14 protein-coding genes are annotated in these 25,210 nt (G+C 37.3%); 13 read left to right on the forward strand and 1 reads right to left on the reverse strand.

Features of this window, described 5'->3' with window-relative positions:
* The first annotated feature begins 1 nt into the window (after position 1).
* The 10 genes from GHD25_RS15405 (at position 2) to GHD25_RS15450 (ending at position 16,023) form a co-directional block, all read left to right on the forward strand.
* Complete coding sequence (locus GHD25_RS15405; protein WP_164218452.1) at positions 2–1,948, forward strand: glycosyltransferase family 2 protein; 1,947 nt, start codon at positions 2–4, stop codon at positions 1,946–1,948.
* On the forward strand, positions 1,929–4,070 hold the full coding sequence (locus tag GHD25_RS15410) for a glycosyltransferase family 2 protein (protein WP_164218454.1): 2,142 nt from the start codon (positions 1,929–1,931) through the stop codon (positions 4,068–4,070). The genes GHD25_RS15405 and GHD25_RS15410 overlap by 20 nt, the downstream gene beginning before the upstream one ends.
* 20 nt (positions 4,071–4,090) lie before the next feature.
* Positions 4,091–5,521 (forward strand): ATP-grasp fold amidoligase family protein, encoded by a 1,431-nt coding sequence (locus GHD25_RS15415; protein WP_164218455.1) that lies wholly within the window; start codon positions 4,091–4,093, stop codon positions 5,519–5,521.
* 13 nt (positions 5,522–5,534) lie between these two features.
* Positions 5,535–7,157, forward strand: coding sequence for an acylphosphatase (locus GHD25_RS15420; protein WP_164218457.1), 1,623 nt, complete (start codon positions 5,535–5,537; stop codon positions 7,155–7,157).
* A 29-nt stretch (positions 7,158–7,186) separates the two neighbouring features.
* The gene (locus GHD25_RS15425) at positions 7,187–8,833 is read left to right on the forward strand and encodes an acylphosphatase (protein ID WP_164218459.1); all 1,647 of its coding nucleotides are present in this window, start codon (positions 7,187–7,189) and stop codon (positions 8,831–8,833) included.
* A gap of 28 nt (positions 8,834–8,861) precedes the next feature.
* A complete protein-coding gene (locus tag GHD25_RS15430) occupies positions 8,862–10,310 on the forward strand; it encodes an acylphosphatase (protein ID WP_164218461.1) in 1,449 nt (482 codons plus the stop codon).
* A 184-nt stretch (positions 10,311–10,494) separates the two neighbouring features.
* Positions 10,495–12,063 (forward strand): ATP-grasp domain-containing protein, encoded by a 1,569-nt coding sequence (locus GHD25_RS15435; protein ID WP_164218463.1) that lies wholly within the window; start codon positions 10,495–10,497, stop codon positions 12,061–12,063.
* 540 nt (positions 12,064–12,603) lie between these two features.
* Positions 12,604–13,659 (forward strand): CapA family protein, encoded by a 1,056-nt coding sequence (locus GHD25_RS15440; RefSeq protein WP_240452385.1) that lies wholly within the window; start codon positions 12,604–12,606, stop codon positions 13,657–13,659.
* Between the two features lie 33 nt (positions 13,660–13,692).
* On the forward strand, positions 13,693–14,409 hold the full coding sequence (gene cuyB, locus GHD25_RS15445) for a cysteate racemase (protein ID WP_164218465.1): 717 nt from the start codon (positions 13,693–13,695) through the stop codon (positions 14,407–14,409).
* A 15-nt stretch (positions 14,410–14,424) separates the two neighbouring features.
* Entirely contained in the window at positions 14,425–16,023 is a 1,599-nt protein-coding gene (locus GHD25_RS15450; RefSeq protein WP_164218467.1) for an ATP-binding protein, read from the forward strand.
* A gap of 75 nt (positions 16,024–16,098) precedes the next feature.
* Here GHD25_RS15450 and GHD25_RS15455 read toward each other — a convergent pair whose 3' ends face one another.
* Complete coding sequence (locus GHD25_RS15455; protein WP_164218469.1) at positions 16,099–17,100, reverse strand: YheC/YheD family protein; 1,002 nt, start codon at positions 17,098–17,100, stop codon at positions 16,099–16,101.
* A 180-nt stretch (positions 17,101–17,280) separates the two neighbouring features.
* On the opposite strand from GHD25_RS15455, the gene GHD25_RS15460 reads away from it, so the two are divergent.
* The 3 genes from GHD25_RS15460 (at position 17,281) to GHD25_RS15470 (ending at position 25,161) form a co-directional block, all read left to right on the forward strand.
* Positions 17,281–18,360, forward strand: coding sequence for an ATP-binding protein (locus tag GHD25_RS15460; RefSeq protein WP_164218471.1), 1,080 nt, complete (start codon positions 17,281–17,283; stop codon positions 18,358–18,360).
* 161 nt (positions 18,361–18,521) lie between these two features.
* Positions 18,522–21,620, forward strand: coding sequence for a peptidoglycan-binding protein (locus tag GHD25_RS15465; protein WP_164218473.1), 3,099 nt, complete (start codon positions 18,522–18,524; stop codon positions 21,618–21,620).
* A 142-nt stretch (positions 21,621–21,762) separates the two neighbouring features.
* A complete protein-coding gene (locus GHD25_RS15470; RefSeq protein WP_164218476.1) occupies positions 21,763–25,161 on the forward strand; it encodes a peptidoglycan-binding protein in 3,399 nt (1,132 codons plus the stop codon).
* Positions 25,162–25,210 lie beyond the last annotated feature (49 nt).

The following is a 25,210-nucleotide window of genomic DNA, read 5'->3' on the forward strand; positions in this document are numbered from 1 at the left end:
GATGTTTCGTATACTGAAAAAAATAATCATAGCGCCGATTGACTGGGTGCTTTACCGGCTGTTAAATGAACAGCAGAGAAAAAAACTTACAGATAAGCTGTCAGATGAACAAAAAGCGAAAATCAAACGGCTGATCGGCGGAAAAAAACAAGTTCAAAGACAACAATTGAAACAAATCAAACATCATCTTTACAGTCTCGGATTTACGGAAAAAGGCCTGGAAGACTTGAAGTCTTTCCATGCCAATATGAAGGACAAACACTTAAAACGGCTCGCAGCATGGGAGCTCGTTTTGTGGTTTGCCAATATATACACGGAAGACGGGGCAAAACAGGCACTCGCCTATATACCTGCAGCATCTGACGGAGAACAGGATCCGGATCAGTTAAGAAGAATCGCTATCATCAAAGCAGAGTGCCATGAGCGGCTGAATCAGATGGAAGAAGGAAAGCAGGTTTTACAGGAAATACTCAAAACACAAACGCATCCCGATTTGTATCTTGGGCTGGCCAACCTGGAAACTTCCATCAGTGACCGCGTGGAATGGATGAATAAAGCGATGCAAATGTATGACCTGCAGCCGATTACATTCACGGCAGAGGATCAGCCGAATTATGACGATATAGCAAATGAACCGCTGAATAGAAAGATAGCAGACGGTCCCAAGGTATCCGTTATTTTCCCGGCTTACAATGCAGAATCAGGGATCGGCACAGCAATAGAGTCCATTCTGGCGCAAACGTGGCAGAACCTGGAACTCCTCGTCGTTGATGACTGCAGTCCGGACAATACCGCAGCAGTGATCCGCAGCTACGCAAAACAGGACAGCCGGGTGAAGCTGCTCTCCACCCCGGTGAACAGCGGCCCGTATGTAGCAAGAAATATTGCGCTTAAGCAGGCAACCGGAGAATTTATCACCATCAATGATGCAGATGACTGGTCCCACGCGGAAAAAATAGAAATACAAGTAAAACATCTGATGGACAATAAAAATATCATCGCCAACACTTCCGAGCATGCAAGACTGACTGAAGAACTAAAATTATACCGCCGGGGAACACCGGGAAAATATATTTTCCCCAACATGTCCTCCATTATGTTCAGACGCAAGCCGGTAATGGAAAAAGTCGGTTTTTGGGATAGTGTACGCTTTGCTGCAGACGGGGAATTTAAACGCCGTCTTATTAAAGTTTTCGGAAAAGCAGCCTATGCGGACCTGGAAACAGGACCATTATCCCTGCCAAGACAAGCTGTCGCATCCCTGACAAGCAGCTCCGCATTTGGCTATAGCGGATTTTTTATGGGCGTCAGAAAAGAGTACGTGGAAAGTCTGGAGTATTTTCATAAACAGGCGGATTCCCTGTATTACCCTTACCCGCAGGAAACGAGACCATTTCCGGTGCCAGAGCCAATGTGGCCGAAACGGGAAGAAAAACTTACCGGCTATCGGGAGTTTGATGTGATCATTGCTTCCGATTTTCGTTTAAAAGAAACAAACAAAACAGCGATAAAAGAAATAGAAAAGCAGCTGCAAGCAGGAAAACGGGTTGGACTTACGCAAATGTATCATTATAATCTCAGCATCAATCATGACATTCAGCCGGAAATCCGCCAAATGCTTGATGGACAGTCTGTACAAATGATTGTATACGGAGAAAAAGTAACTGCAGCAGGGATCATCGTTATGAACCCGCTTGTCCTGGCAGATCGGCAAAAATATATACCCGAGATCAAAGCAGAAAGGATTGCTGTCATCCTGACGGAAACGCCGGACGAAAATATGGAACAAATGCAAGATCAGCTGCAGGCTTATTTTGGCAAACGCGGCCGCTGGTATCCAATCGATGAAGCAGCGAGGGAATCCTTTGAGAATAAGCATCCGGATAAAAAAGGCCGGCTTGCAAAAGAAAACTGGGAGCAAATGACCTATGAAAAACTGGGAGGATAATCAGCGGACTGCTGAATTAGAGACGAAACTGCGTGAATTGGAAATGATACTGGCGGAAAAACAAACTGAAAAGCAGAAAACAGAAGAGCATTTGAATGAACTGCAGCGGGAATTTCGGGCAGTGACCGGCAGCAGAACCTGGAAGCTCGTCCAGTCGCCGAAAAAGATGAAGAAATTTTTAAGGGCCACAGCTGCCTATGCACTTGGCAGACGAAACAGGAAACAGCTGTACAGCAAGGAATATAAAAGAAAAAATGCTTCCAACCAACTGAAAAAATATAAATACCATTTATATAACCTTGGCTTTGAAGAAAAAACATTACATGAACTGGAAAGCTTGTTTAAAGAAACGGACAATAAGTATCTGAGACAGGCCATTGCCTGGGAACTTACGCTTTGGTATGCAAATAAATATACAAAAACAAATGCAAGAAGGGCATTGGATTATTTGCCTGCTGCCATGAAGGATATGGATAACGCGGAGCAATTAAGAAGAGCTGCTGTTATTAAGGCGGAATGCCTATCCCTGCTCGGTGAATTGGAAGCAGGGAAAGCGTTCATCCGGCAGGTGCTCTCGTTTCAAAAGCATCCTGACTTATATCTTGCTGCAGCCAATCTGGAGGAAAAGGCGGAAAACTGCTTAAAATGGGTGAATAAAGCGCTGGATGTTTACGGACTGGAGCCGCTCAGACTGTCGGAAAGTAAAGCAGCAGCAGCGTATGACAAACTGATATCGGATTCCGGCCAAAAAACAAAAGACGGTCCAAAAGTAACGGTTATTATTCCTGCCTACAATGCAGAAGAAGGCATCAAAACAGCAATAGAATCCATTCTTAAACAAACATGGCAGCATTTCGAACTGATCATCGTGGACGATTGCAGTCCCGATCATACGAAAGAGACAGTCATCGAGTATGCCAAAAAGGACGAAAGAATTAAACTGCTGTCCACACCGCAAAACAGCGGACCTTATATGGCAAGAAACATCGCACTGAGGGAAGCAGCAGGTGAATTCGTAACAATTAATGATTCTGATGACTGGTCACATCCGAGGAAACTGGAAATCCAGGCAAAACATTTGATGGAAAACCCTCACGTTATTGCGAATACGTCAGAACAGGCGCGAATGACAGAGGAACTGGGGCTGTACCGGAGAGGGACTCCGGGACATTATATTTTTACCAATATGTCCTCTCTGATGTTCAGAAGAGCGCCGGTGATGGAGAAGGCAGGTTATTGGGATGAAGTCCGTTTTGCTGCTGACAGTGAATACATTAAAAGGATAGGGCTCATCTTTGGAAAAGAAAAGATTGTGGATCTGAAGACAGGACCCCTTTCCTTTCCAAGACAAACAGCAGGCTCTCTTACAGGAAGCTCGGCATTTGGCTATAATGGATTTCTTATGGGAGCAAGAAAAGAATATGCGGAAGTACACCGGCAGTATCATAAAAACGCAAATTCTCTTTATTACCCGTTCCCGCAACAAGAAAGACCATTCCCCGTGCCGGAGCCAATGTGGCCGAAAAGAGAACAAAAAACTTCCGGTGCAAGACATTTTGATATGGTTATTGCCGGGGATTTCAGACTGCCTGAGAATGAGCTTTATTCAGCGATAAAACAAATCGAATACCATAAACAGCTTGGGCTCCGGACAGGACTGATGCAAATGGCAAAATATGACGCGGGGCTCCCAAAAGAGATCAATCCAAAAATCAGGGAACATATTAATGGCAGCAACATTCAGCTACTTGTGTACGGCGAGAAAATCAGCTGTGAAAACCTGATAATAAAAAATGCCGCCATATTACAGGAAAAACAAAAATACATTCCTGAATTACAAGCGGCTAACGTTAAGGTAATCTTGGATGAACTCCCGTCAAAAAATGATGCCTTTTATGATATAAGAAAATGTGCATATCATGCTGTACACTATTTTGGAAGAAGAGGAAGATGGTATCCGACTGATGACAAGGTAAGGACGGCATTATTAGCCGATCATCCGCGGGAATTAGCGTCAATGAAGCTTTCCAGTGACAATTGGGACACCATAACCGATAACCTGAACGATTATGCTTCCCATATCGAGGAATGGACCGTGGACGAAAATCCATACTTATTTTGAACAATAAGGGGCTGGTCTTAATGAATAATTCAAATGATTATAACAATGCAGATGCGCCACAAACAGAAGAAGCATTAACGAAAGCATTGATAGAAAAAGAAGCGCAGATAGCAAAAACCGAAAAAGAAATAAAAACAAACAAAAAAGAGATTAAAAACATAGAGAAAAGCAATACATGGAAATATTCCGAGCCTGTCCGAAAAATGAATGATTTATTTGCGGCAGGAAAAAGAAGTACAGATCAGTCCCAGTACATCAAACAACTCGAAGCCGAACTGGAAACAGCCGAAAAGGAACGCGATCAGGCAAAAGAACGAATGCATGAACTTATGCTCGATGACCGCAAACTGAACAGCCAAGCGCTGGTTAAAAAGATAAATGAAACGAAACTGGACGGCGGAATTATTGATTTTATTGATAAGACTGTAAAGAATAAAAAACAGCATGATACAAATTATAGAAATGCATTAAGCTATGCTGCCCGCTTGTATATGAATGAAGAAAACGATTATAAGAACATGGTATATTCCAAAGCGCTGGAAGGCTTGAAAATAGAAGAGATCCCGGAGTTTATGATGCGGGCAGGTTTATCCGAAGATCCTATTCCATTGAGACAGGCCGCTTCCTTCCGGGGAAGCTTGAATATGCGAATCAGGCAAATGCAGCTGACAGGAACATTGCCCGAATGGCTGCTGGATGATAAGCAAGCTGCCTATCAGTTTATGGATCATCTCGGTGTCCGAATCCCCAAGATTTCCAAACAAACCTACCGGCTGGAAGAGATTCCCCGGGAAGGCGGAATCGTGATTAAGCCGGTGGATGGAGCAGGCGGACGTGGTGTGTACCTTGTTTACAGTAATAATGATATAATAGATATTAAGCGCAGCAAAAAGATGCACAGCTGGGAGGAGTTAATCTCCAGTATGAAAGAAGATGTCCTCATGGGGTGGGTTCATCATAATGAATGGTTTACGGAAGAACTCATACTTGAAGACATTCAGAAAAAAACACCGGCAAGCGATATAAAATTTTACTGTTTCTACGGAAAAGTCGGCATCATACTGGAAATCACCCGTGTGCCTGAACTCAGGTACTGCTGGTGGACAATTACCGGCGAAAGAGTTAGGACAGGAAAATATGATGAGGATTTGTTTAAAGGGCAGGGTGTAACCCAATCTGAAATTGAGTTTGCCTCAGACATCAGTTTAAAAATACCCGCCCCTTTTATAAGAATAGACTTTTTACGTTCAGAAAATGGACTTATTTTTGGGGAATTCACACCAAAACCGGGTAATTATGACGATTTTGATGAAAAAACGGATAAATGGCTCGGTGATTATTTTATAGAGGCACAAGGACGGCTGAGTAACGACCTGTTAAACGGAAAAGATTTTTCGGCGTTTAAGCAATTTACACCGCGTAATAAGTACAACGGGGACGGTTCAATTTAGGAGGAAGACAAAAATGGAAGAGAATACAAATGAATGGCTGCCGCACCTATCAGAAGAAGTTGTTTCCGATGCACACGGAAACCTGCTTGATGCCTACGTAATTGCACTTGAAGGCTGGAGACGTGGGCTGACGCTTCGCTGGCATGTCAAAAACTCGGAAAAGTTCAGTGAAATGGCAACATGGTATGTGGACAACCCTGGCCAGCTATTCTCGCTAAGCTCCAAGAATAGACAGCATTATTTCTTTCGTTCACGGGGAGATAAAATATCAAATGAAGCGGTAGCAATCGGAAAGGACAAAGAACGGACGAAGCAGGCATTAAGAAAGACAGAGGTCCTGATTCCTGAAGGTAAACAGTTTTCCGAAAAGGAAACAGATGATACGATTATAGATTATGCTTCCTCTCTGGGCTATCCGGTAGTTTTGAAACCGACTGACGGAAGCTTTGGAAGAGGAGTTGTATCCAATATTACCAGTCCTGGTGAATTAGCATTCTCACTGGAATATGTCCGGGAACAACTAAATTACCGAGATGTTATTGTCGAGCAATACATACCCGGAAACGAATATCGCATGTATGTTGTCAACGATCAGGTTGTTGGTGCGATAAACCGCATTCCGCCCAACGTGACTGGAGACGGTATTAATTCCATTAAGGCATTAATTGAGCTGAAAAATGAAGAAAGAAGCCTGAATCCCCGATTGGTGAGCTGTCCTATTAATTTAAATCAGGAAACGGTTGATTTTATAGGAAGAAAAGGTTATACATTAGACACCGTCCCGGAAGAAGGAGAACAAATTTTTCTTAGTGAAAAAACGAACATTTCCCTCGGGGGAGACCCGATTGACGTATTGGACGAACTTCCGGAAGAAATAAAGCGCACAGCGGTAAAGGCGATACAGGCTGTACCTGGTTTGTTCCACGGATCCGTTGATTTAATCATCCATGCAAATAATCCGGAAAAAGGATACGTGATAGAACTTAATCCAACTTCCCAATTGGGTGGTATCTTATATCCTATGAAAGGGAAGTCGCGTGATATTCCATCAGCAATTATTGATTATTATTTTCCGGAAACAATAGACGTAACAAAAAATAAAGCAAATGTGTTTTTTGATTTTCACGACGTATTAGATCCGCTGCAATCAAGGGATGCCAGTGTTTCCACGGTAACCCCGTGCCCGCAGGAAAAGATGTATGCAAAAAAATATACAGTAAGCGGAGAAGTTCAGGATATTGGCTATCACCGCGGATTAAGAAAGCAGGCATTTGAACGGTATCTGCATGGTTTTGTAATGAATTTGGAGAACGGGGATATTGAAGTAGTTGTCGCCGGTACGGATATGGAAATGATCAATGATTTTAAAAATGCTTTATGGGAAGATGAAGAACGCGCGCAAGTGTTTGAAGTCCAGGAAAGCAGCTATGATGAGCCAATCAAAGTCGGATTTGATATAAAAGCAGATTTGAAAACACAGCTGGAGGAATTGAAGTTATACCAACAGGAATTGGAAGTAACGGTAAACGATATGAAAAAAGCAGAGATTCAGCGAAGGAAATTTTATGACAGCTTATCATGGAGAGCTACAAAACCAATTCGGCTGGCTGGAGCAGTATTCAAGAGGTTTAAATAAAGCAGTACGTTAAATGGAGGAATTATTAAATGAAAGAGATACAGGGAATCAGTTTGCCCCACCTGACAAATGAAATAGTGAAAAATGCCAGGAAGACAAGACTGGACGCATTTGCAGTAGCACTGGAAGGATGGCGCAGAGGCTTAAAACTAAAATGGTATACAAGAGACTCAGAGCATTTTCAGGATATGATCATTTTTGGTGTGAACCCTCCGGGCAGACTCTTTTCCCTGAGCTCCGAGAAAAAGACACATTACTTTTTCAGAACAAGAGGGGATAAAGTAACCAATGAAGCGGTGGAAATTGGTTCCGAAAAAGACGACACAAAAGAAATACTCTTGCAAAAAGGGGTCCCCGTCCCGCTTGGAAAAGGTTTTGGCGAAGATGCTTCTGATGAAGAAATTATTTCTTACAGTAAAGAATTGGATTTTCCGCTTGTGTTAAAACCGACGAATGCAAGCCTTGGAAATGGTGTAGTTACAAATATAAGAGATGATCAGGAATTCCTCAAAGCCGTAAACTATGTCAGACATGACCTTGGATATGGAGAAGTTGTTGTCGAACAGCACGTACAGGGTGAAGAATACCGTATTTACGTAGTGGAGGATAAAGTAATCGCAGCATATAACAGGGTCCCTGCAAATATTATCGGCGATGGTGTCCATACGATTGAAGAACTGATTGGCCTGAAAAATGAGGAACGAAAAAAGAATGCCCGTTTGAACAGCTGCCTGATTGAAATGGATATTGAGATTCTTGAATTTATTCAGGAAGCGGGCTACAGCCTGGAAAGTGTACCGAAAAAGGGAGAAAAAATCTTCCTGAGACAAAAGACAAACGTATCATCCGGCGGAGACCCGATTGATGTTACGGATACGATGCCGGAAGAGTATAAGAAGGTTGCGATCGATGCAATTAAGGCCGTACCAGGCTTACACCATGCAGGTGTGGACATTATTGTAAATAAAAACAGAAAACAAAATGTACCTGCTGTAGTTATTGAATTAAATCCAACCGCACAAATTGGAGGGGCATTATTTCCGTTAAAAGGAAAGGCACGCGATATACCTAAAGCAATTATTGATTATTATTTTCCCGAAACGAAAGATAAAGTTGACACAACAAAGTCCAAAGTTTATTTTGACTTAATAAATGTGCTGGAACCGTTGGAAAACCGGGCAGCGTTAGAGGTGGAGGTAAGCCCGGCCCCAATGGGAAAATTATATGCCAAAAAATATATTGTCTACGGAGATGTACAACGGCAGGCTTATCATAGATGGTTGAAAAAACAGGCGTTGGATCGTAACCTGCACGGGAATATAAAAAGTACTGTTTTCGACGAAATTGAAATTATTGTAGCTGGGACGGACAAACAGAAAATAGAGGAATTTAAAAAGCTGATAAGTAATAATAAGAGAAATTCAAAGGTAACAAAAATAAAAGAAGAAAACCATGATGAACCAGTAACAGTAGGATTTGAAATAACAGAGCAGTACAACACTTCCAGTGCCAGGTCGATTCAATATGCATTGAGGAAAATGGAAAAAGACCTTAAAAATATGACCAAGCAGAAAAATAGAATCGAAAAAGATAATTGGCATATTGTCAATAGTACTTCATGGAAGGTGACGGAGCCTGTGAGAAAGGTTGGGGCTTTGGTGAAGAACAGGCAATAAGTTTTTAATATTTTGGGGAGGGATTTTGATGAATAAAGGTTACCCTTATTGGTTATCAAAACAAATGCTTTCAGGCGTTAGAAGATTTGATATAGACGCCTTCCTGGTTGCACTGGAAGGATGGAGAAGAGGGCTTTCCTTGAAATTTTACTATGATCCCTCTACTGTAACGGATCTTAAAATTATTGGCTATAATCAGATTGGAAAAGCCTTCTCATTAAGCTCGGGGGATAAAACACATTATTTTTATCGTACACGTGGAGATAAAGTGTCAAATGAAGCCACAGATATTGGGACAGATAAAGCCCGGGCCAAAGAATATCTAATGAAGGCAAATGTCCCAACTCCAGGAGGCTTCACCTTTAATAAATCAATGGATATAGATTCTGTTGTTAATAAGGCATTAAAATTAGGGTTTCCGCTAGTTCTGAAACCAACATTGGGGAGCCTGGGAAAAGGTGTTGTTACAGATATAAATACGGAAAAGTATTTAAGAGAGAGTATATCCTACTGTTACTCAGAGTTTGATTATGAGGAATTTATTATTGAGCGGCATGTCGAGGGTGAAGATGTTCGGGTGTATGTTATTAAAGATGAAGTGGTTGGAGCAATTAAACGTACTTCTGCAAACGTAACTGGGGATGGAAAACTTACGTTAGATGAACTTATAGATCATAAAAATGAACAAAGAAGGCTTAACCCTCAAACCTCTACTCGTCTTATTAAAAAGGATACTGGTTTAACTAATTTCCTGACCCGGCATAATTTAACTTTAGATTACATTCCGGAAAAAGGGAAAACTGTCTATCTAAAAGGTCAGAGTAATATTTCTTCAGGTGGTGACTCGGTTGACACAACTGATGAGCTGTCGCATGATGTTAAAAAAACTGCAATACAAGCCGTCAAAGAAATACCCGGGTTGAACCATGCAGGTGTCGATTTAATCGTAAACAATGAAAACGCGTATATCATTGAAATTAACTCTACTGCAGGAATATCGTTGCATACTTTTCCTGTACATGGAAAACCACGTAATATCGCAAAGGACATAATTGACTATTACTTCCCTGAAACAAAAGGCAAAGGTGATAATAGCACAAAAATCTATTTTGATTACAAAAATATTCTTGAATTACTTCGAAGCAATTCTGTTAAACAGTTGGAGGTATCAGATGCTCCTGTTGGTGAGTTGTATGCGAAGCGTTATGTGATTTCCGGAAAGGTGCAAAAAGTAGGATATAGAAGGTGGATTCGAAAACAAGCTATAGAAAACGGTTTGCACGGCTATACCAGGAACTTAAACAATGGGAAAGTTGTTGTTGTAGTAGCGGCTGTTGAAAAGGATAAGGTGAATAATTTTAAAAGGACTTGTTATGAAGGACCGGAAAGAGCTGAGGTAACGAACGTTAAAGAATATTTATGGGATAAACAAATTAGGGTAGGGTTTGAGATTAGGAAGCAAAAGAAGAAATTTTGAACCTGTATTTTTTAATTTCAAATATGACCAAATATCTTTATGTAAAACAAATGGAGACAGCTAAGCAAACTAGAAACTTTAACTCTACCGATCTATTGATTATCTTGTAGGATTCTAAAAGGATGAAAAAGTGTTCATGATTAAGGGGTTCCAACGATGTTTAAGTGAAAAGGGGTAAGATTAGATGGATAACGAATATAAATGGTTACCGGAGTTAGAAGGCACGGTGCCAAAGGAAGCATATGGTTATGCTATAAGCAATTATGCTATTGCTTATGAAGCGTGGCGACGAGGTTTAAATATCACGTTCGAAAAAGTTTATCATAATAGAGGAATGTTTATTCCAAAGTATACAATTTATAGTAAGAATAATAAGGTGCAATTTAGTCATACCCGGCCTCATCTTGTCTCAAAACAAGCAATTAAAATATGTGTAAACAAACAACTTACCAGAGAAGCACTTGACAAAGAAAATATCCCAGTACCTAAAGGAATGCTCCTTAAAAGTTTGGATGAAACATATATTAAAAAAGCTACTAGTGGATTAAATTTTCCTTTAGTCGTTAAACCACTAAATGGAAGAGGTGGAAGAGGAGTTATTACGGGGATAGATGATTTCGTTGAATTGAAAGAGAATATACAGTACTTAAAGAATGAGTTAAATTTTGATCAAATTATTGTTGAGGAATATATTCAAGGTGAGGACTATAGAGCTTTCGTTATTGGTGATAAGGTGGTTGGAGCTTTTCGAAGACTTCCCCCGCATGTTATTGGTGATGGAAAAAACTCTATAAAAAAATTGATGAAAAGTAAGAATGATATAAGAGTCAAGATTCCTGGAACTTATAATATGAGAGTGATTATAAATAAAGAAATTAAAAGAGAGTTAAGAAAACAAAACTATACTCTAAACTCTGTTCCAAGTAGAGGGCAATTTGTAAGATTAAAAACAAAGAATAATGTTTCTTCAGGTGGAGATCCAATAGATGCTACAGACGAGTTGCCGGAAGAAATAAAAAATAATTTGGTTAAAGCCGTGAAAGCTATTCCAGGATTAATTCAGGGTGGAGTAGATGTAATTTATGATAAAAAAACAGGGAGATATGCTATTCTTGAAATAAACACCAAGCCTTCAATAAGAAATCACCTCTATCCAATAAAAGGAAATGCACACGAAATACCTAAAGCAATAATTGATTATTATTTCCCGGAAACTAAGGGCAATTACCTTAGCAAAACAACACCTAAATACTACTTTGATTATTTGTTTGTAACAAAATATATTCGGAATAATAGGTTGGAAAAATTTACACTTCCTCCCCATCCTTATGAACCCAATTTGGATTCAAAATTAATTTCGTTTAAATCAAATAAAGAATTAACTAGAGTTAAACAATTGATAAGAAGTACATTTCATAAACTGAAATTTAATGGAGAAATGAATTTAATAAGATCAGGCGAATATGAACTTATTGTTGCTGGTAACTATCAAGATATAGATTTTTTTATTGACAAACTTCGGTCTAATCGGTTATTAAGTGAAGTCCAGTTCTATAATTATGCGGGACCTGTTAGAATTGGTTTTACATTTAATAATAAATCTATGAGCGATCCTTTAAGATTGATAGAGGAAAATGAAAATCTAAATAAAAAAGTTAAACAACTTGAGAAAGAACTTAATCAACTTAAAAATAGCAAGTCCTGGAAAATAACTTCTCCATTAAGAAAACTGAAAAGAAAGCGTGAAAAGTAATTTTGCAGTGTAAAATTCGGTAGATGAGAGTTCCTGATAATACACATGCAACTCTATATTAAGAAAAACCAATTCTTGAACCGGCAGTTTCGACAAATCTATAGTGGAAGAAACTACTATTTTAATTTTATCAGTATTCAAATCATCAAAATTTTTGCGTGGTTGGTGCAACAAAAGAATGTAAAAATATTATTGATGAACATGGAACTGTTATAGAAATGCTTTGATTAAAAAGGTCGATCGTCAAATAATTAACTAGTGAAATTTCGTAGCTTACTACTTATTCGTTGACTTTAAATTATAATTTTTATAAAGGTGAATAAACTAGGAGAGACTGCGACTGTAACATTGCAATATAAATTCACTAAAAGGTTTTAAAGGTAAGCTGGATTATGATAAATTCTGTTAATTCGAAGTAATAGTTGAAAGAAACATTTAGTATAAAGAATTATTTTGTATTTAAAATTAAATATTATGATGCAGAAGGGAAAAAGGAGTTAATAATTCCCTTAAATTCTACCTAGGTTGAGGAGGAGTAACTTGGGATTGATCAAAAATAACAATACAGTTTCATTAACTGCAGTTGGCGATATATTATTGCACGGAAGAGTATATGGTGGTTTAAATAAAAAAACAGGGTTTAATTTTATTAAACAGTTACAAAGTGTTCAACCACTTTTAGGAAAAACAGATATAACTGTTGCTAACCTTGAAACAATTATTGCTGGAACATCGATTGGTTTATCTTCTTTCCCCAAATTTAATGCACCTGTCGAGATTGGTTATGCATTAAAGGAAATGGGCGTAGATTTGGTCTCAATTGCTAATAATCATGTGTTAGATAGAGGAGAAGAAGGATTACTAAAGTCAATCGAGAATCTTGAAAGGATAGGACTTGAATACGATGGTGCATTTAAATCTGAAATAGATAAGGAAAGGTTGAGGGTTTTTAATATAAATGGTATAAAAGTATGTTTCTTATCATACACACAAGGCACAAATGGGATTAAAATACCAAAAGATAAACCCTATTTGGTTAACTCACTTAAAGAGACTTCAGTTTTAAGCATAGTAAAACAACTAAGACAAATTAAAAATAAGGGTATAGCGGATATTGTAATCATAAATATGCATTTTGGTGAAGAATATCATTTGTATCCCTCTGCTAGGCAAAGAGAAATAGCAGCTTCACTTTCAGATGCAGGTGCAGATATAATAATTGGTCATCACCCTCACGTACTGCAACCACCAGAATGGATCGAGAACTCACGTGGAACTAAAACGTTCGTTGCCTATTCAATGGGGAACTTTCTATCGGGGCAAAATGGTTTATATAGACAGGTTGGGGCTTCATTATCTTTAGATATTGAAAAACCTAGTCCAAAATATAAAGAAGTTGTTATTAAAAATCCAAAATACAGATTAACTTTTGTTAAGAGAGAAAAAAGATTAAGATATAATATATATATATTTGAGGATTGGTTAAAAGAAAATGATTATATTATAACTAGTGATGGGAAATTTTTATCCAGAGATGTATATGAAAATGTTGTAAATAGAATGAAAAAGTGGATTCCAAATTTAGAAATAAGTTAATAAGATTGTTTTTAACTCGAAAGGTGAGTATATATGAGACAGAAGGTAATCGGGATACTGGGAGGAATGGGCCCAGCTGCTACATCAGAATTATTCACCAGAATAATTAATAATACCGCAGCTGAGATGGATCAAGAACATGTAAATATGGTTATTATAAATGATCCACAGATTCCAGACCGTTCAGCATACATTTTAGAAAATGGTATTAGTCCAATACCTAAACTTCAAGAAAATCTAAAAAGGCTTTCCTTGGCGGGTGCAGAAGTAGCTGTTATTCCTTGTATGACAGCACACAGTTTTATAAAAGAATTAAATAAAACTTCTCCGATTCCAATTATAAATGCAATAAGTTTAGTGGAAGAGTTCATTCAAAAATATTATCCACACTATAATAAAATTGGTCTATTAGCAACGGATGGGTCTATTGGATCGAAGGTGTTTCAAAGATATATATCAAAAGATATAGTCGTCCCTGATAACATAAACCAACAAGAGGTTATGGCCATAATATATGGTAAGGATGGTATTAAAGCAGGAAATGTTTCCGAACAGGTAAGTGACAGAATTAAAAAAATTACAGACAGGTTAAAAAAGGAAAAAGCTGAAGCCGTGATTGCAGGATGCACAGAATTAGGGCTGGTAATGAACGAAGAAAAGGTACAAATGCCAGTCATTGATCCTATAACAATACTTGCGAAAAAAGTTGTAGAGATAGGGAATAATTATGTAGCAACAATTAAAAGATAAGGGAGGTATTGAATAGTGGCTGAAAAAGATTATGAATGGCTCCCCCATTTGGAGGATTGTATACCAAATGAAGGTAAAGGTTATAGCTTATCTATGTATTCCATAGCATTGGAAGCATGGAGAAGGGGAATTACTGTGAAATTTTATAATAATACACCTAAGAAATCTCAAATTAGGTATTCGCTTTCTTATCAAGGAAAAGAATACTTTTTTACTGTGTCGAGGGGGAGTATTGTGCCAAGAGAAGCAGTAAAAATTTGTATTAATAAACAATTAACGAAAGAATATTTGATGGAAGCGGGTGTTCCTACCCCCGCAGGAACTGAATTCACAGGAGATTCAACAGAAGAAGAAATTTTAAAATATGCCCAGTCGCTTGGCTATCCGTTAGTTATAAAACCTTCAAACGGTACTGGAGGTCATGGTGTCATAGCTAATATAAAAAATGAAGCAGAGTTTAAATCAGCACTGGATTACGTTAGAAATGATTTAAAATATTCCAATGTAATAGTTGAGAAATTTTCAATTGGTGTAGATCACCGTGTTTTTGTTATAGATGGTAAAGTTATTGGAGCATTTCGGCGAATACCAGCAAATGTTGTTGGCGATGGCGTGAATAACATAAAATACTTATTAAGACTCAAAAATAAAGAGCGTAATAAAAATCCATCTTTAAACGGGCTTCCTATTACAATAGATAAAGAAGTGCATAATACTTTAAAACAAAATGGCTATACTTTGGAAACCGTTCCCGAAAAAGGGAAGAGAGTATTTTTAAAAACAAAAAATAATGTTTCTTCCGGCGGTGATTCAACTGATGCAACTGAAGAATTGTCCGAAGAGGTTAAAGAAATTGCTGTGAATGCAGCTAAAGCAATCCCTGGCCTCGTTCAATGTGGAATTGATATGGTAATAAATAATGAAAAAAATACTGGGGAAATATTAGAAATAAACTCCAGGCCAGCAATTAGAAATCATCTATTTCCAATGGTGGGAAAAGCAAGAGATATCCCAAAAGCGATTGTAGACTATTATTTTCCGCAATCAGAAAAAATAAAAACTACAGTGAATTATTATTTTGATTTTGATGTAGTTGCTGATAATTTCAGAAGAAGGTTTACGGAAGAGTTTTTGATACCTCCCATGCCTACGGAAAATGTTCAAGCAAAAAAGTTACTTATAACAGGTGACTTATTAAATAGTAAATTTGATACATGGATTCTGCGTCAGGCAAGAAAGTTGAAAGTAGATGGTCATTTAAAACACATTGAAAATGAGAAGGTTTCTATTGTTGTCGCCGGGAAGAGTGAAGCAGTTGCTAATTTTGAAAATATAATAAATGAAAAAATACCGAGTAAATTTAAAATCAAGAATATATCACTAGAAGAGTGGAAAAAACCTATTAAATATGGATTTGAAATTGTAAATTCTGGGTCAAAGGTTAAAAAAATACCTACAAGCAAAAAATATTGGGATTTAAAGGAGCAGCTTGAGGAAATAAAAAGGGAAAGAGATTTTTATAAACAGGAAGTAAATAAAATTGAAAATAGTACCTCTTGGAAAATCACTTCACCTATACGTATGGCAGGAAGTATAATCAAGAGTAAAAAATAATAGCTTCTCATAGTTAGTACAGCACCAGAAGCATACCTATTATTATAGGTATGCTTCTTATCCAAATTCACAATTCTAATTTGAAAGTTTATCCAACATATACTTATAATAATCGCATTTAACCTGAGCAATTGCTCCTTCTCCAAATTCTACGCCCGGTGCGTTATTTGATTCAAAGTAATAGAGTCTTCCATCTTTTTCAATACCAATATCAATTCCTAGAGAGCCTAATTCTTGATTAAATATCTTTTCTATTTTGTATGGCAAAGTCTTTCCTGTATTTATAATTGAGGTCTTAACTTCCTTCCATTTTTCACCATAGTTTGCTTTTAAGAAAGAATTTAATTCACTGACACTTCCACCTTTTGAAACATTTGAGACCACTTTTTGCCCAGTGCCTATTCTAATTAGGTTAATTACATTCTCCCACTCGCCATTTCCATTTTTTTCTAGCCTTATTCTGCAATCAAATGGGTCTCCGTTCTTTGTTTTAGAGTTAATATACTTTTGAAAGATAAATCTTCTTTCGTTCACTTTTTGCTTGAAAAAAGACTTTAACTGCCTTTTAGATAGAGTTATTTCCTGGGTTTCAAAACTTATTATAAATTTGTTTTTTTTCTTTGCAATCATGTATATATCTTGACCTCTTTCACCTCTGCTTGGTTTCATTATTATTTTTTGGTGTTTTTTTAAGAAGCTAAAGAAATCTTTGAAATCCGTGTGTTTAATAGTCGGAATTAGTAAATGGGAAAATTCACCATCATCCATCAGTTTTTCAATTGTTATTTCTTTACTGGCCAACCTTCCGGTCGTAAAATAACTATGTTCTCTTAAAAACTTAATTTGTTTTTTAAATTTAAAGCTGTGTACCGTGACATCTACAAACAAAGGAATGTTAACTTTTCTTTTAACCCATTTATTATTAATAAGAATTTTACCATTAATTATCTTTTCATTCATGTTAATATCTTTGGGGTGAAAGTATACTAAGTCAATGCCATGATATTTTGTTGTTTTCGCTAAAAGTTTAATGAATTTTGAGGGTTTATTTCCATTCCGCATATAACCTACCTGCATTTTTACCACCCTTTTTAAGTTTAATCGTGTTGCTTTTGTAGATATTCCATATAATTAAGCTTGCTTATGGATCTAATCAAGATATATAATTATATATTGTAATAAGTTTACTTGCAAAAAACAATTTTTCATACTTTAAGCTTAAGTTAATTACAAATAAGAATACTTATGGAGGTAATGATGAGTATACTAAAAGTTTTAAAAAAGAAAAATAAGAATACAGGAAAAAAACCTTTATCTTTAAGAAAACAAGAAGAGGATGCTGAATTTGTAAGACAAAGAAAAAAAGAAGGAATAGGTTTAAAATCATCACTAATAGAGTATGCTGCAATGAAAAAAGGATTATCAGTTGATCGAATATCAAAGAGAGTAATTGTAGTTAAATCAGATAAAATTGAACGAGGTTTTTCTTTAATGAATGGAGATTATTCGAGTAGGGTTGGTTCTATTCTGTGTACAAATAAAGAAGATTCAAGGTATTTGTTAAAACAAAAAGGGTTGACTGTAACAGAATCAAGGTTATTTAAGGATTCAGATTTTGATGAGGCAGTTAAGTATGCAGAAAAAATTGGTTATCCTGTTGTTGTGAAACCAACTACACTATCCCGTGGCAGAGGTATTACGCCTGATATTAAACAAAAGGAAAGTTTACAAAAAGCATGGACAAAAGCAGTCAATGCCTATAAGAAAAAAAGTAAAAATCATAAAATTTTAGTTGAAAAACACTTTCATGGTGAAGATTTCAGATTTTATGTAGTTGGGGATAAACTTGTTTCCGCTACACATAGGAAAAGAGCAAGTGTTACAGGAGATGGAAAGTCTTCAGTACTTCAACTGATAAAAAGAAAAAATAATGAAAGGCAAGTTAATCCCTATTTGGTAGACCATCTCATACCAGAAGATTATACGTTGCTCGAAATGTTACATGAACAAAAAATAGATCTAGATTTTATCCCTAAAATGAATCAGGAGATTACTTTACGAAAGCAATCCAATATTCATGCAGGAGGAGATAATATAGATGTTACAGACAGCGCCCACCCGGAATTTAAAGCTATTGCTATTAAAGCTATTCAAGCAATTCCTGGACTAGCATATGGAGGGGTTGATATCATAGCCCCAGATATTACGATTAAACCAAATGAAAAAAATCATATTGTTAGTGAAGTGGAATTCTCACCAGCCCCATTGGCTCACTTTCCATATCTAGGAAAAAAACGAAATATGGCAGGGGCAGTAATTGATTATTATTTTAAGTAAGTAGAAAGTAAAAATGAGTTCACTAAATAGAACTCATTTTTTTTGAATAAATTTTCAAACCGCTTTATGTTTGTGTAATTCTATTGACCTATTGAAATTAACTTTAATTTATCCGATACTATAAGGGCGTTTAATAATAACATCAGGGAGGTGAAACTAAAGTGAAGGTAATTAAACAACTATTTATACTTATGGCAGCCTTAATTTTATTCCACTTTAGTCCACAAATAACAGAAGCAGCAGAGCATAACAGGGATAACTCCTCAGAAATTGAAACAACAAAAGAAGCAGATAGTGAATCAAAAACTTCCTCGATAGATGAGGAGAAAAAATTAGAGGAAGACTTAAAAGAACCTGTTGAGAATAAGGAAACATCAGATAATAAAGAGAACTATAATCAAACTGTTGAGTCTGATGGAAACCCCAAAAATGAACAAGAAAAAGATAAAATAATTAAAGAGAATCCAAAAGAAAAAGATGAAAATACAGAAGAAAAAGATGAAGAAAAAACTCAAGAAAATCATAAGTCAAGCAAACCAAGAAGTGAAGAAGTAGAAAATGAAGAAGAAGAAACATCAGAGTCTTCTACCTCAATTATGCAATTTCGCGACAGTGGAGAAGCAGTACAAGCTTTTAAATTGGATCTTATGGAGTTAGGATTTGGCACCCATTGGAATAATCCAACCAATTATTTTGGTCCTGATACCGTAAATGTAGTGGAAGAGTTCCAAAGTTATTACGGTATTACTGTAAGCGGTACAGGCGATGAAGCAACATTGTCAAAAGTAGAATCCGTATTGTCTAGTCCCTACCAACGAGGGAATCGAAGTGAAGAGATAAGAGAAATAAAGTTAGACCTGGTAGCATTGGGGTTTGCCGATTGGAGTAACCCAACCAATTATTTTGGTCCAGATACTGAAAATGTAGTCAGAGCTTTTCAGTCAGCAAACGGATTAGCAGTTAATGGGATCATAGACGAAGTAACTTTCAATAAATTAGATGAATTGCTGAATGCACCTTTACAATATGGGGACAGAAACCCTAGAGTACAAGAATTCAAGTTGAATCTTATGCAGCTGGGATTTGGGACACATTGGAATAATCCAACCAATTATTTTGGTCCGGATACAGTGAATGTTGTAGAAGAGTTTCAGAGTTATTACGGTTTGACCGTAAATGGTACAGGCGATGATCCAACATTGTCCAAAATGGCAACCATATTTTCCAGTCCCTATCAGCGGGGGAACCGAAGTGAGGAGATAAGAGAAATAAAGTTAGACCTGGTAGCATTGGGTTTTGCCGATTGGAGTAATCCGACCAATTATTTTGGGTCGGATACAGAAAATGTAGTGAAGGATTTTCAGTCAACCTTTAATTTGGCCGTAAATGGGATTATAGATGAAATAACCTACAACAAAATTGAAGAGTTAAAGGCAACGCCTTTACAATACGGAGTTAGAAGTACAGAAGTAAAAGAATTCAAACTCGACCTTGTAAAATTAGGCTTTGCAGATTGGGCTAATCCGACAACATACTTTGGTTCAGGGACGGTAAGTGCAGTAGAGGATTTTCAGGACTTTTATGGTCTGCCTATTACTGGAACCGGCGATGAAGCAACACTAGATCAAATAGAAACGATATTATCCACCCCAATGCAATTAGGTGCGAGAAGCAACGAGATCAGGCAAATGAAAGAGGAATTAGTAGCAATAGGATTTGCCGAGTGGAGCAGCCCATCCAATTATTTTGGTGCGGAGACAGAGAATGCCGTAAAAGACTTTCAGTCAGCCTATAGTTTGGCAGTTAACGGAATCGTAGATGAAGTGACATTAGCTAAAATAGAAGAAGTAAAAAATGCTCCTTTGGAATATGGATTAAGAAGAGGAGACGTAATTGACTTTAAGGAAGACCTAATGAATACAGGTTTTGGCACGCATTGGAATAACCCGACCAATTATTTTGGTCCTGACACTGTCAACGTAGTGGAAGAATTCCAAGCTTATTATGGTCTAGCCGTAACCGGTAAAGGTGATGAGGCAACGCTGGATCAGATAGAATCTGTATTATCGAGTCCTTATCAGGCAGGAAACCGAAGTGAAGAGATACTAAACCTTAAGCTTGATATGGTTGATTTAGGTTTTGCCCACTGGTCAAATCCAACTAATTATTATGGTTCAGAAACAGAAGCTGTCGTACGTGAGATTCAAGAGCATTATAATTTAGCTATAAATGGGATTGTAGATGAAGTAACGCTTAATAGATTAGAAGAAGAAACTTCTGACCTATTAAGGTATGGTCAAAGAAGTGATGAGGTTCAAAGCTTTAAAGAGAACCTGATTAAGACAGGGTTTGGGACGCATTGGAATAACCCGACCAATTACTTTGGTCCTGATACCGTTACCGTAGTGGAAGAGTTTCAATCCTTTTATGGTTTAGCAGTTAGTGGAGTGGCGAATGAATTTACTCTGAACAAAGTAGATGAGATTCTTTCCAGTCCAATGCAGCTGGGAGCAAGAAGCAGTGAGATCAGGCAAATGAAAGAAGATTTAGTAGCATTGGGTTTTGCCGATTGGAGTAATCCAACTAATTGTTTCTGTGCTGATACGGAAAGGGTTGTTAAGGAATTTCAAGCTGAACATAATTTGCCTGTCAGTGGGATTATGGATCAGGTATCTATAAATAAATTAAATTCTGAGATTGAAAACAATGTTTTTAGGATCTTTCTTGATCCGGGCCATGGGGATGATGATCCAGGTGGCCAAGGCTACGGTCTTAATGAAAAAGATGTAGTTTTAGATATTGCATTAAAAACTGCAGATGTATTATTATCTACTTATACTGGAGTTGATGTGAGGCTATCAAGAATAGATGATACATTTGTGGAACTAACGGATAGAGCAAATATGGCAAATGAATGGGATGCTGATTATTTTGTCAGTTTCCATACTAATGCTTTTAATGGAAATGCTAGAGGATTTGAAACATATATCTATAATGGAAATGTTTCGGATGAAACACGTGAAAGACAGAAAGATATTCATGATTATTTAGCTGACCGAATAGATGTAAATGATCGGGGAGCGAAGGAAGCAAATTTCAACGTGTTAAGAAATACTAGTATGCCAGCTATATTGTTAGAGTATATGTTTATTGATAACTATAACGAAAACCAATTGCTCAGAGATGCTAGTTATCGGACCTTTTTAGCCCAAATAACTGCAGAAGCAATAGCAAATTCTTTTAATTTAAGAACAAGATAAAAATAGAGATAGTAGATTTTAATCTACTATCTCTATTTTAAATTATTTAGGCTTATTTAAGGGGTTTGCTTGAAAAGGTTAATTAATTTCCGATACTATAAGTATAATATAGTTAATATTATCAAAGGGAGGTGACACTAAAGTGAAATTTACAAAATCATTATTTCTACTAATAGTATCTTTAATTCTTTTCCACTTTAGTCCACAAATAATAGTTGCAGGGGAAAGCAAAGAAGGTAAGCAGGAAATATACGAAGAAAAAAATGAAGCAATACCATTAGAAAATGATGGAAGAAAAGACGAAACGGTAAAATCGGAAGATGAGGAAACCTATAATAGAGATGCAAATACAAAAGACCTTGAAGAAGATATAGAAGGTAACCAAGAGGAAGATGTTAAAGGAAATTTAGTAGAAGATAAAGAAGCAAATAAAAAGACAGAGAGAAAGACAGATATAATGATAGACTCCACCTCATCAATTATGCAGTTTGGGGACCGAAACGGAACAGTACAAGCTTTTAAATTGGATCTTATGGAGTTAGGATTTGGCACCCATTGGAATAATCCAACCAATTATTTTGGTCCTGATACCGTAAATGTAGTGGAAGAGTTTCAAAGATATTACGGTCTGACTGTAAATGGCACAGGCGATGAAGCAACATTGTCAAAAGTGGAATCCGTATTGTCTAGTCCCTACCAACGAGGGAATCGAAGTGAAGAGATAAGAGAAATAAAGTTAGACCTGGTAGCATTGGGGTTTGCCGATTGGAGTAACCCAACCAATTATTTTGGTCCAGATACTGAAAATGTAGTCAGAGCTTTTCAGTCAGCGAACGGATTAGCAGTTAATGGGATCATAGACGAAGTAACTTTCAATAAATTAGATGAATTGTTGAATGCACCTTTACAATATGGGGACAGAAACCCTAGAGTACAAGAATTCAAGTTGGATCTTATGCAGCTGGGATTTGGGACACATTGGAATAATCCAACCAATTATTTTGGTCCGGATACAGTGAATGTCGTGGAAGAGTTTCAGAGTTATTACGGTTTGACCGTAAATGGTACAGGCGATGATCCAACATTGTCCAAAATGGCAACCATATTTTCCAGTTCCTATCAGCGGGGGAAGCGAAGTCAGGAGATAAGAGAAATAAAGTTAGACCTCGTAGCGTTAGGTTTTGCCGATTGGAGTAATCCGACCAATTATTTTGGGTCGGATACAGAAAATGTGGTGAAGGATTTTCAGTCAACCTTTAATTTGGCCGTAAATGGGATTATAGATGAAATAACCTACAACAAAATTGAAGAGTTAAAGGCAACGCCTTTACAATACGGAGTTAGAAGTACAGAAGTAAAAGAATTCAAACTCGACCTTGTAAAATTAGGCTTTGCAGATTGGGCTAATCCGACAACATACTTTGGTTCAGGGACGGTAAGTGCAGTAGAGGATTTTCAGGACTTTTATGGTCTGCCTATTACTGGAACCGGCGATGAAGCAACACTAGATCAAATAGAAACGATATTATCCAGCCCAATGCAATTAGGTGCGAGAAGCAACGAGATCAGGCAAATGAAAGAGGAGTTAGTGGCAATAGGATTTGCCGACTGGAGCAGCCCATCCAATTATTTTGGTGCGGAGACAGAGAATGCCGTAAAAGACTTTCAGTCAGCCTATAGTTTGGCAGTTAACGGAATCGTAGATGAAGTGACATTAGCTAAAATAGAAGAAGTAAAAAATGCTCCTTTGGAATATGGATTAAGAAGAGGAGACGTAGTTGACTTTAAGGAAGACCTAATGAATACAGGTTTTGGCACGCATTGGAATAACCCGACCAATTATTTTGGTCCTGACACTGTCAACGTAGTGGAAGAATTCCAAGCTTATTACGGGCTAACTGTAACCGGTAAAGGTGATGAGGCAACACTGGATCAGATAGAATCTGTATTATCGAGTCCTTATCAGGCAGGAAACCGAAGCGAAGAGATACTAAACCTTAAGCTTGATATGGTTGATTTAGGTTTTGCTCATTGGTCGAATCCAACTAATTATTATGGTTCAGAAACAGAAGCTGTCGTACGTGAGATTCAAGAGCATTATAGTTTAGCTATAAATGGGATTGTAGATGAAGTGACATTTAATAGATTAGAAGAAGAAACTTCTGACCTATTAAGGTATGGTCAAAGAAGTGATGAGGTTCAAAGCTTTAAAGAGAACTTGATTAAGACAGGGTTTGGGACGCATTGGAATAACCCGACTAATTACTTTGGTCCTGATACCGTTACCGTAGTGGAAGAGTTTCAATCCTTTTACGGTTTATCTGTAAGTGGAGTGGCGAATGAATTTACTCTTAATAAAATAGATGAGATTCTTTCCAGTCCAATGCAGCTGGGAGCAAGGAGCAATGAGATCAGGCAAATGAAAGAAGATTTAGTAGCATTGGGTTTTGCCGATTGGAGTAACCCGACTAATTGTTTCTGTGCTGGTACGGAAAGGGTTGTTCAAGATTTTCAACAGGCATATAATTTACCAATTAGCGGTATTATGGATGAAAAATCGTTGGAAGTTCTTTCCTTAGCTTTACAAGGTACAAAATATACCTGGTACAATTTAACGCTTGATGAAGCTCTTAATATCCAAATGAGTTTAAATAATCCCGCACCACAAACAGATAAAAACTATGCTTATGTATCAGCTTCTCATATTGATAGCAATGGTCGAGTAACTGCTAATGTCTTAAATGTAAGAAGTGGTCCAAGTACCTCTGGTAACATTGTCGGCACACTAACAAACGGAACCCAAGTAAACATCATAAGTGAAGTAAATGGCTGGTATCAAATTGAGTATAGTGATGCTGGCTGGGTAGACGCTGCCAGAGCTGATGTATTATACTATCTTGATCCTTCTAACTTCATAAATGATGAAAGACAAAGGTTCCAGTTTCTGGATCTTGCCAGAACCAGTGATGCTTCTGCAGATTTGCTGAATGATTATCTAGTAGGCAAAGGAATACTTGCCGGAAAGGGACAGTCATTTCTTGAAGCTAGTAGTATCCATGGTGTGAATGATGTATATTTACTGTCACACGCACTGCTGGAAACCGGACATGGTACATCTGCTTTAGCAAACGGAGTGGAAGTAGGAAAGGATAAATCTGGTGATCTAGTATTGGTAAATGCCGATAACAGAAGTAGGTTAACAGATATAAAAACTACTTATAACATGTACGGTATTGGTGCAGTGGATGGCAATGCACATCAAGCAGGGGCTTTTCGTGCATACAATGAAAGGTGGTATACACCAGAATCAGCTATAATTGGCGGTGCACAATTTATTGGAAATAATTATGTGAAAGCCGGCCAAAACACCCTTTATAAAATGCGCTGGAACCCAGCTTTCATGGATGAAAATGGGTATGCTTCACACCAATATGCAACAGACATTGGTTGGGCTTCTAAACAGGTTACAAATATGTATAACCTTTATCAGGAGTTAAATATCTTCAATGTTTACTTGGATATCCCAGAATATTTAAAGTAAGGTTTCAAATTAAGTCTAGTCTCTTTTATTAGAGATTAGACTATTTTTT

This window comes from Virgibacillus aidingensis (assembly GCF_010994035.1).
GTDB lineage: Bacteria > Bacillota > Bacilli > Bacillales > Amphibacillaceae > Virgibacillus_N.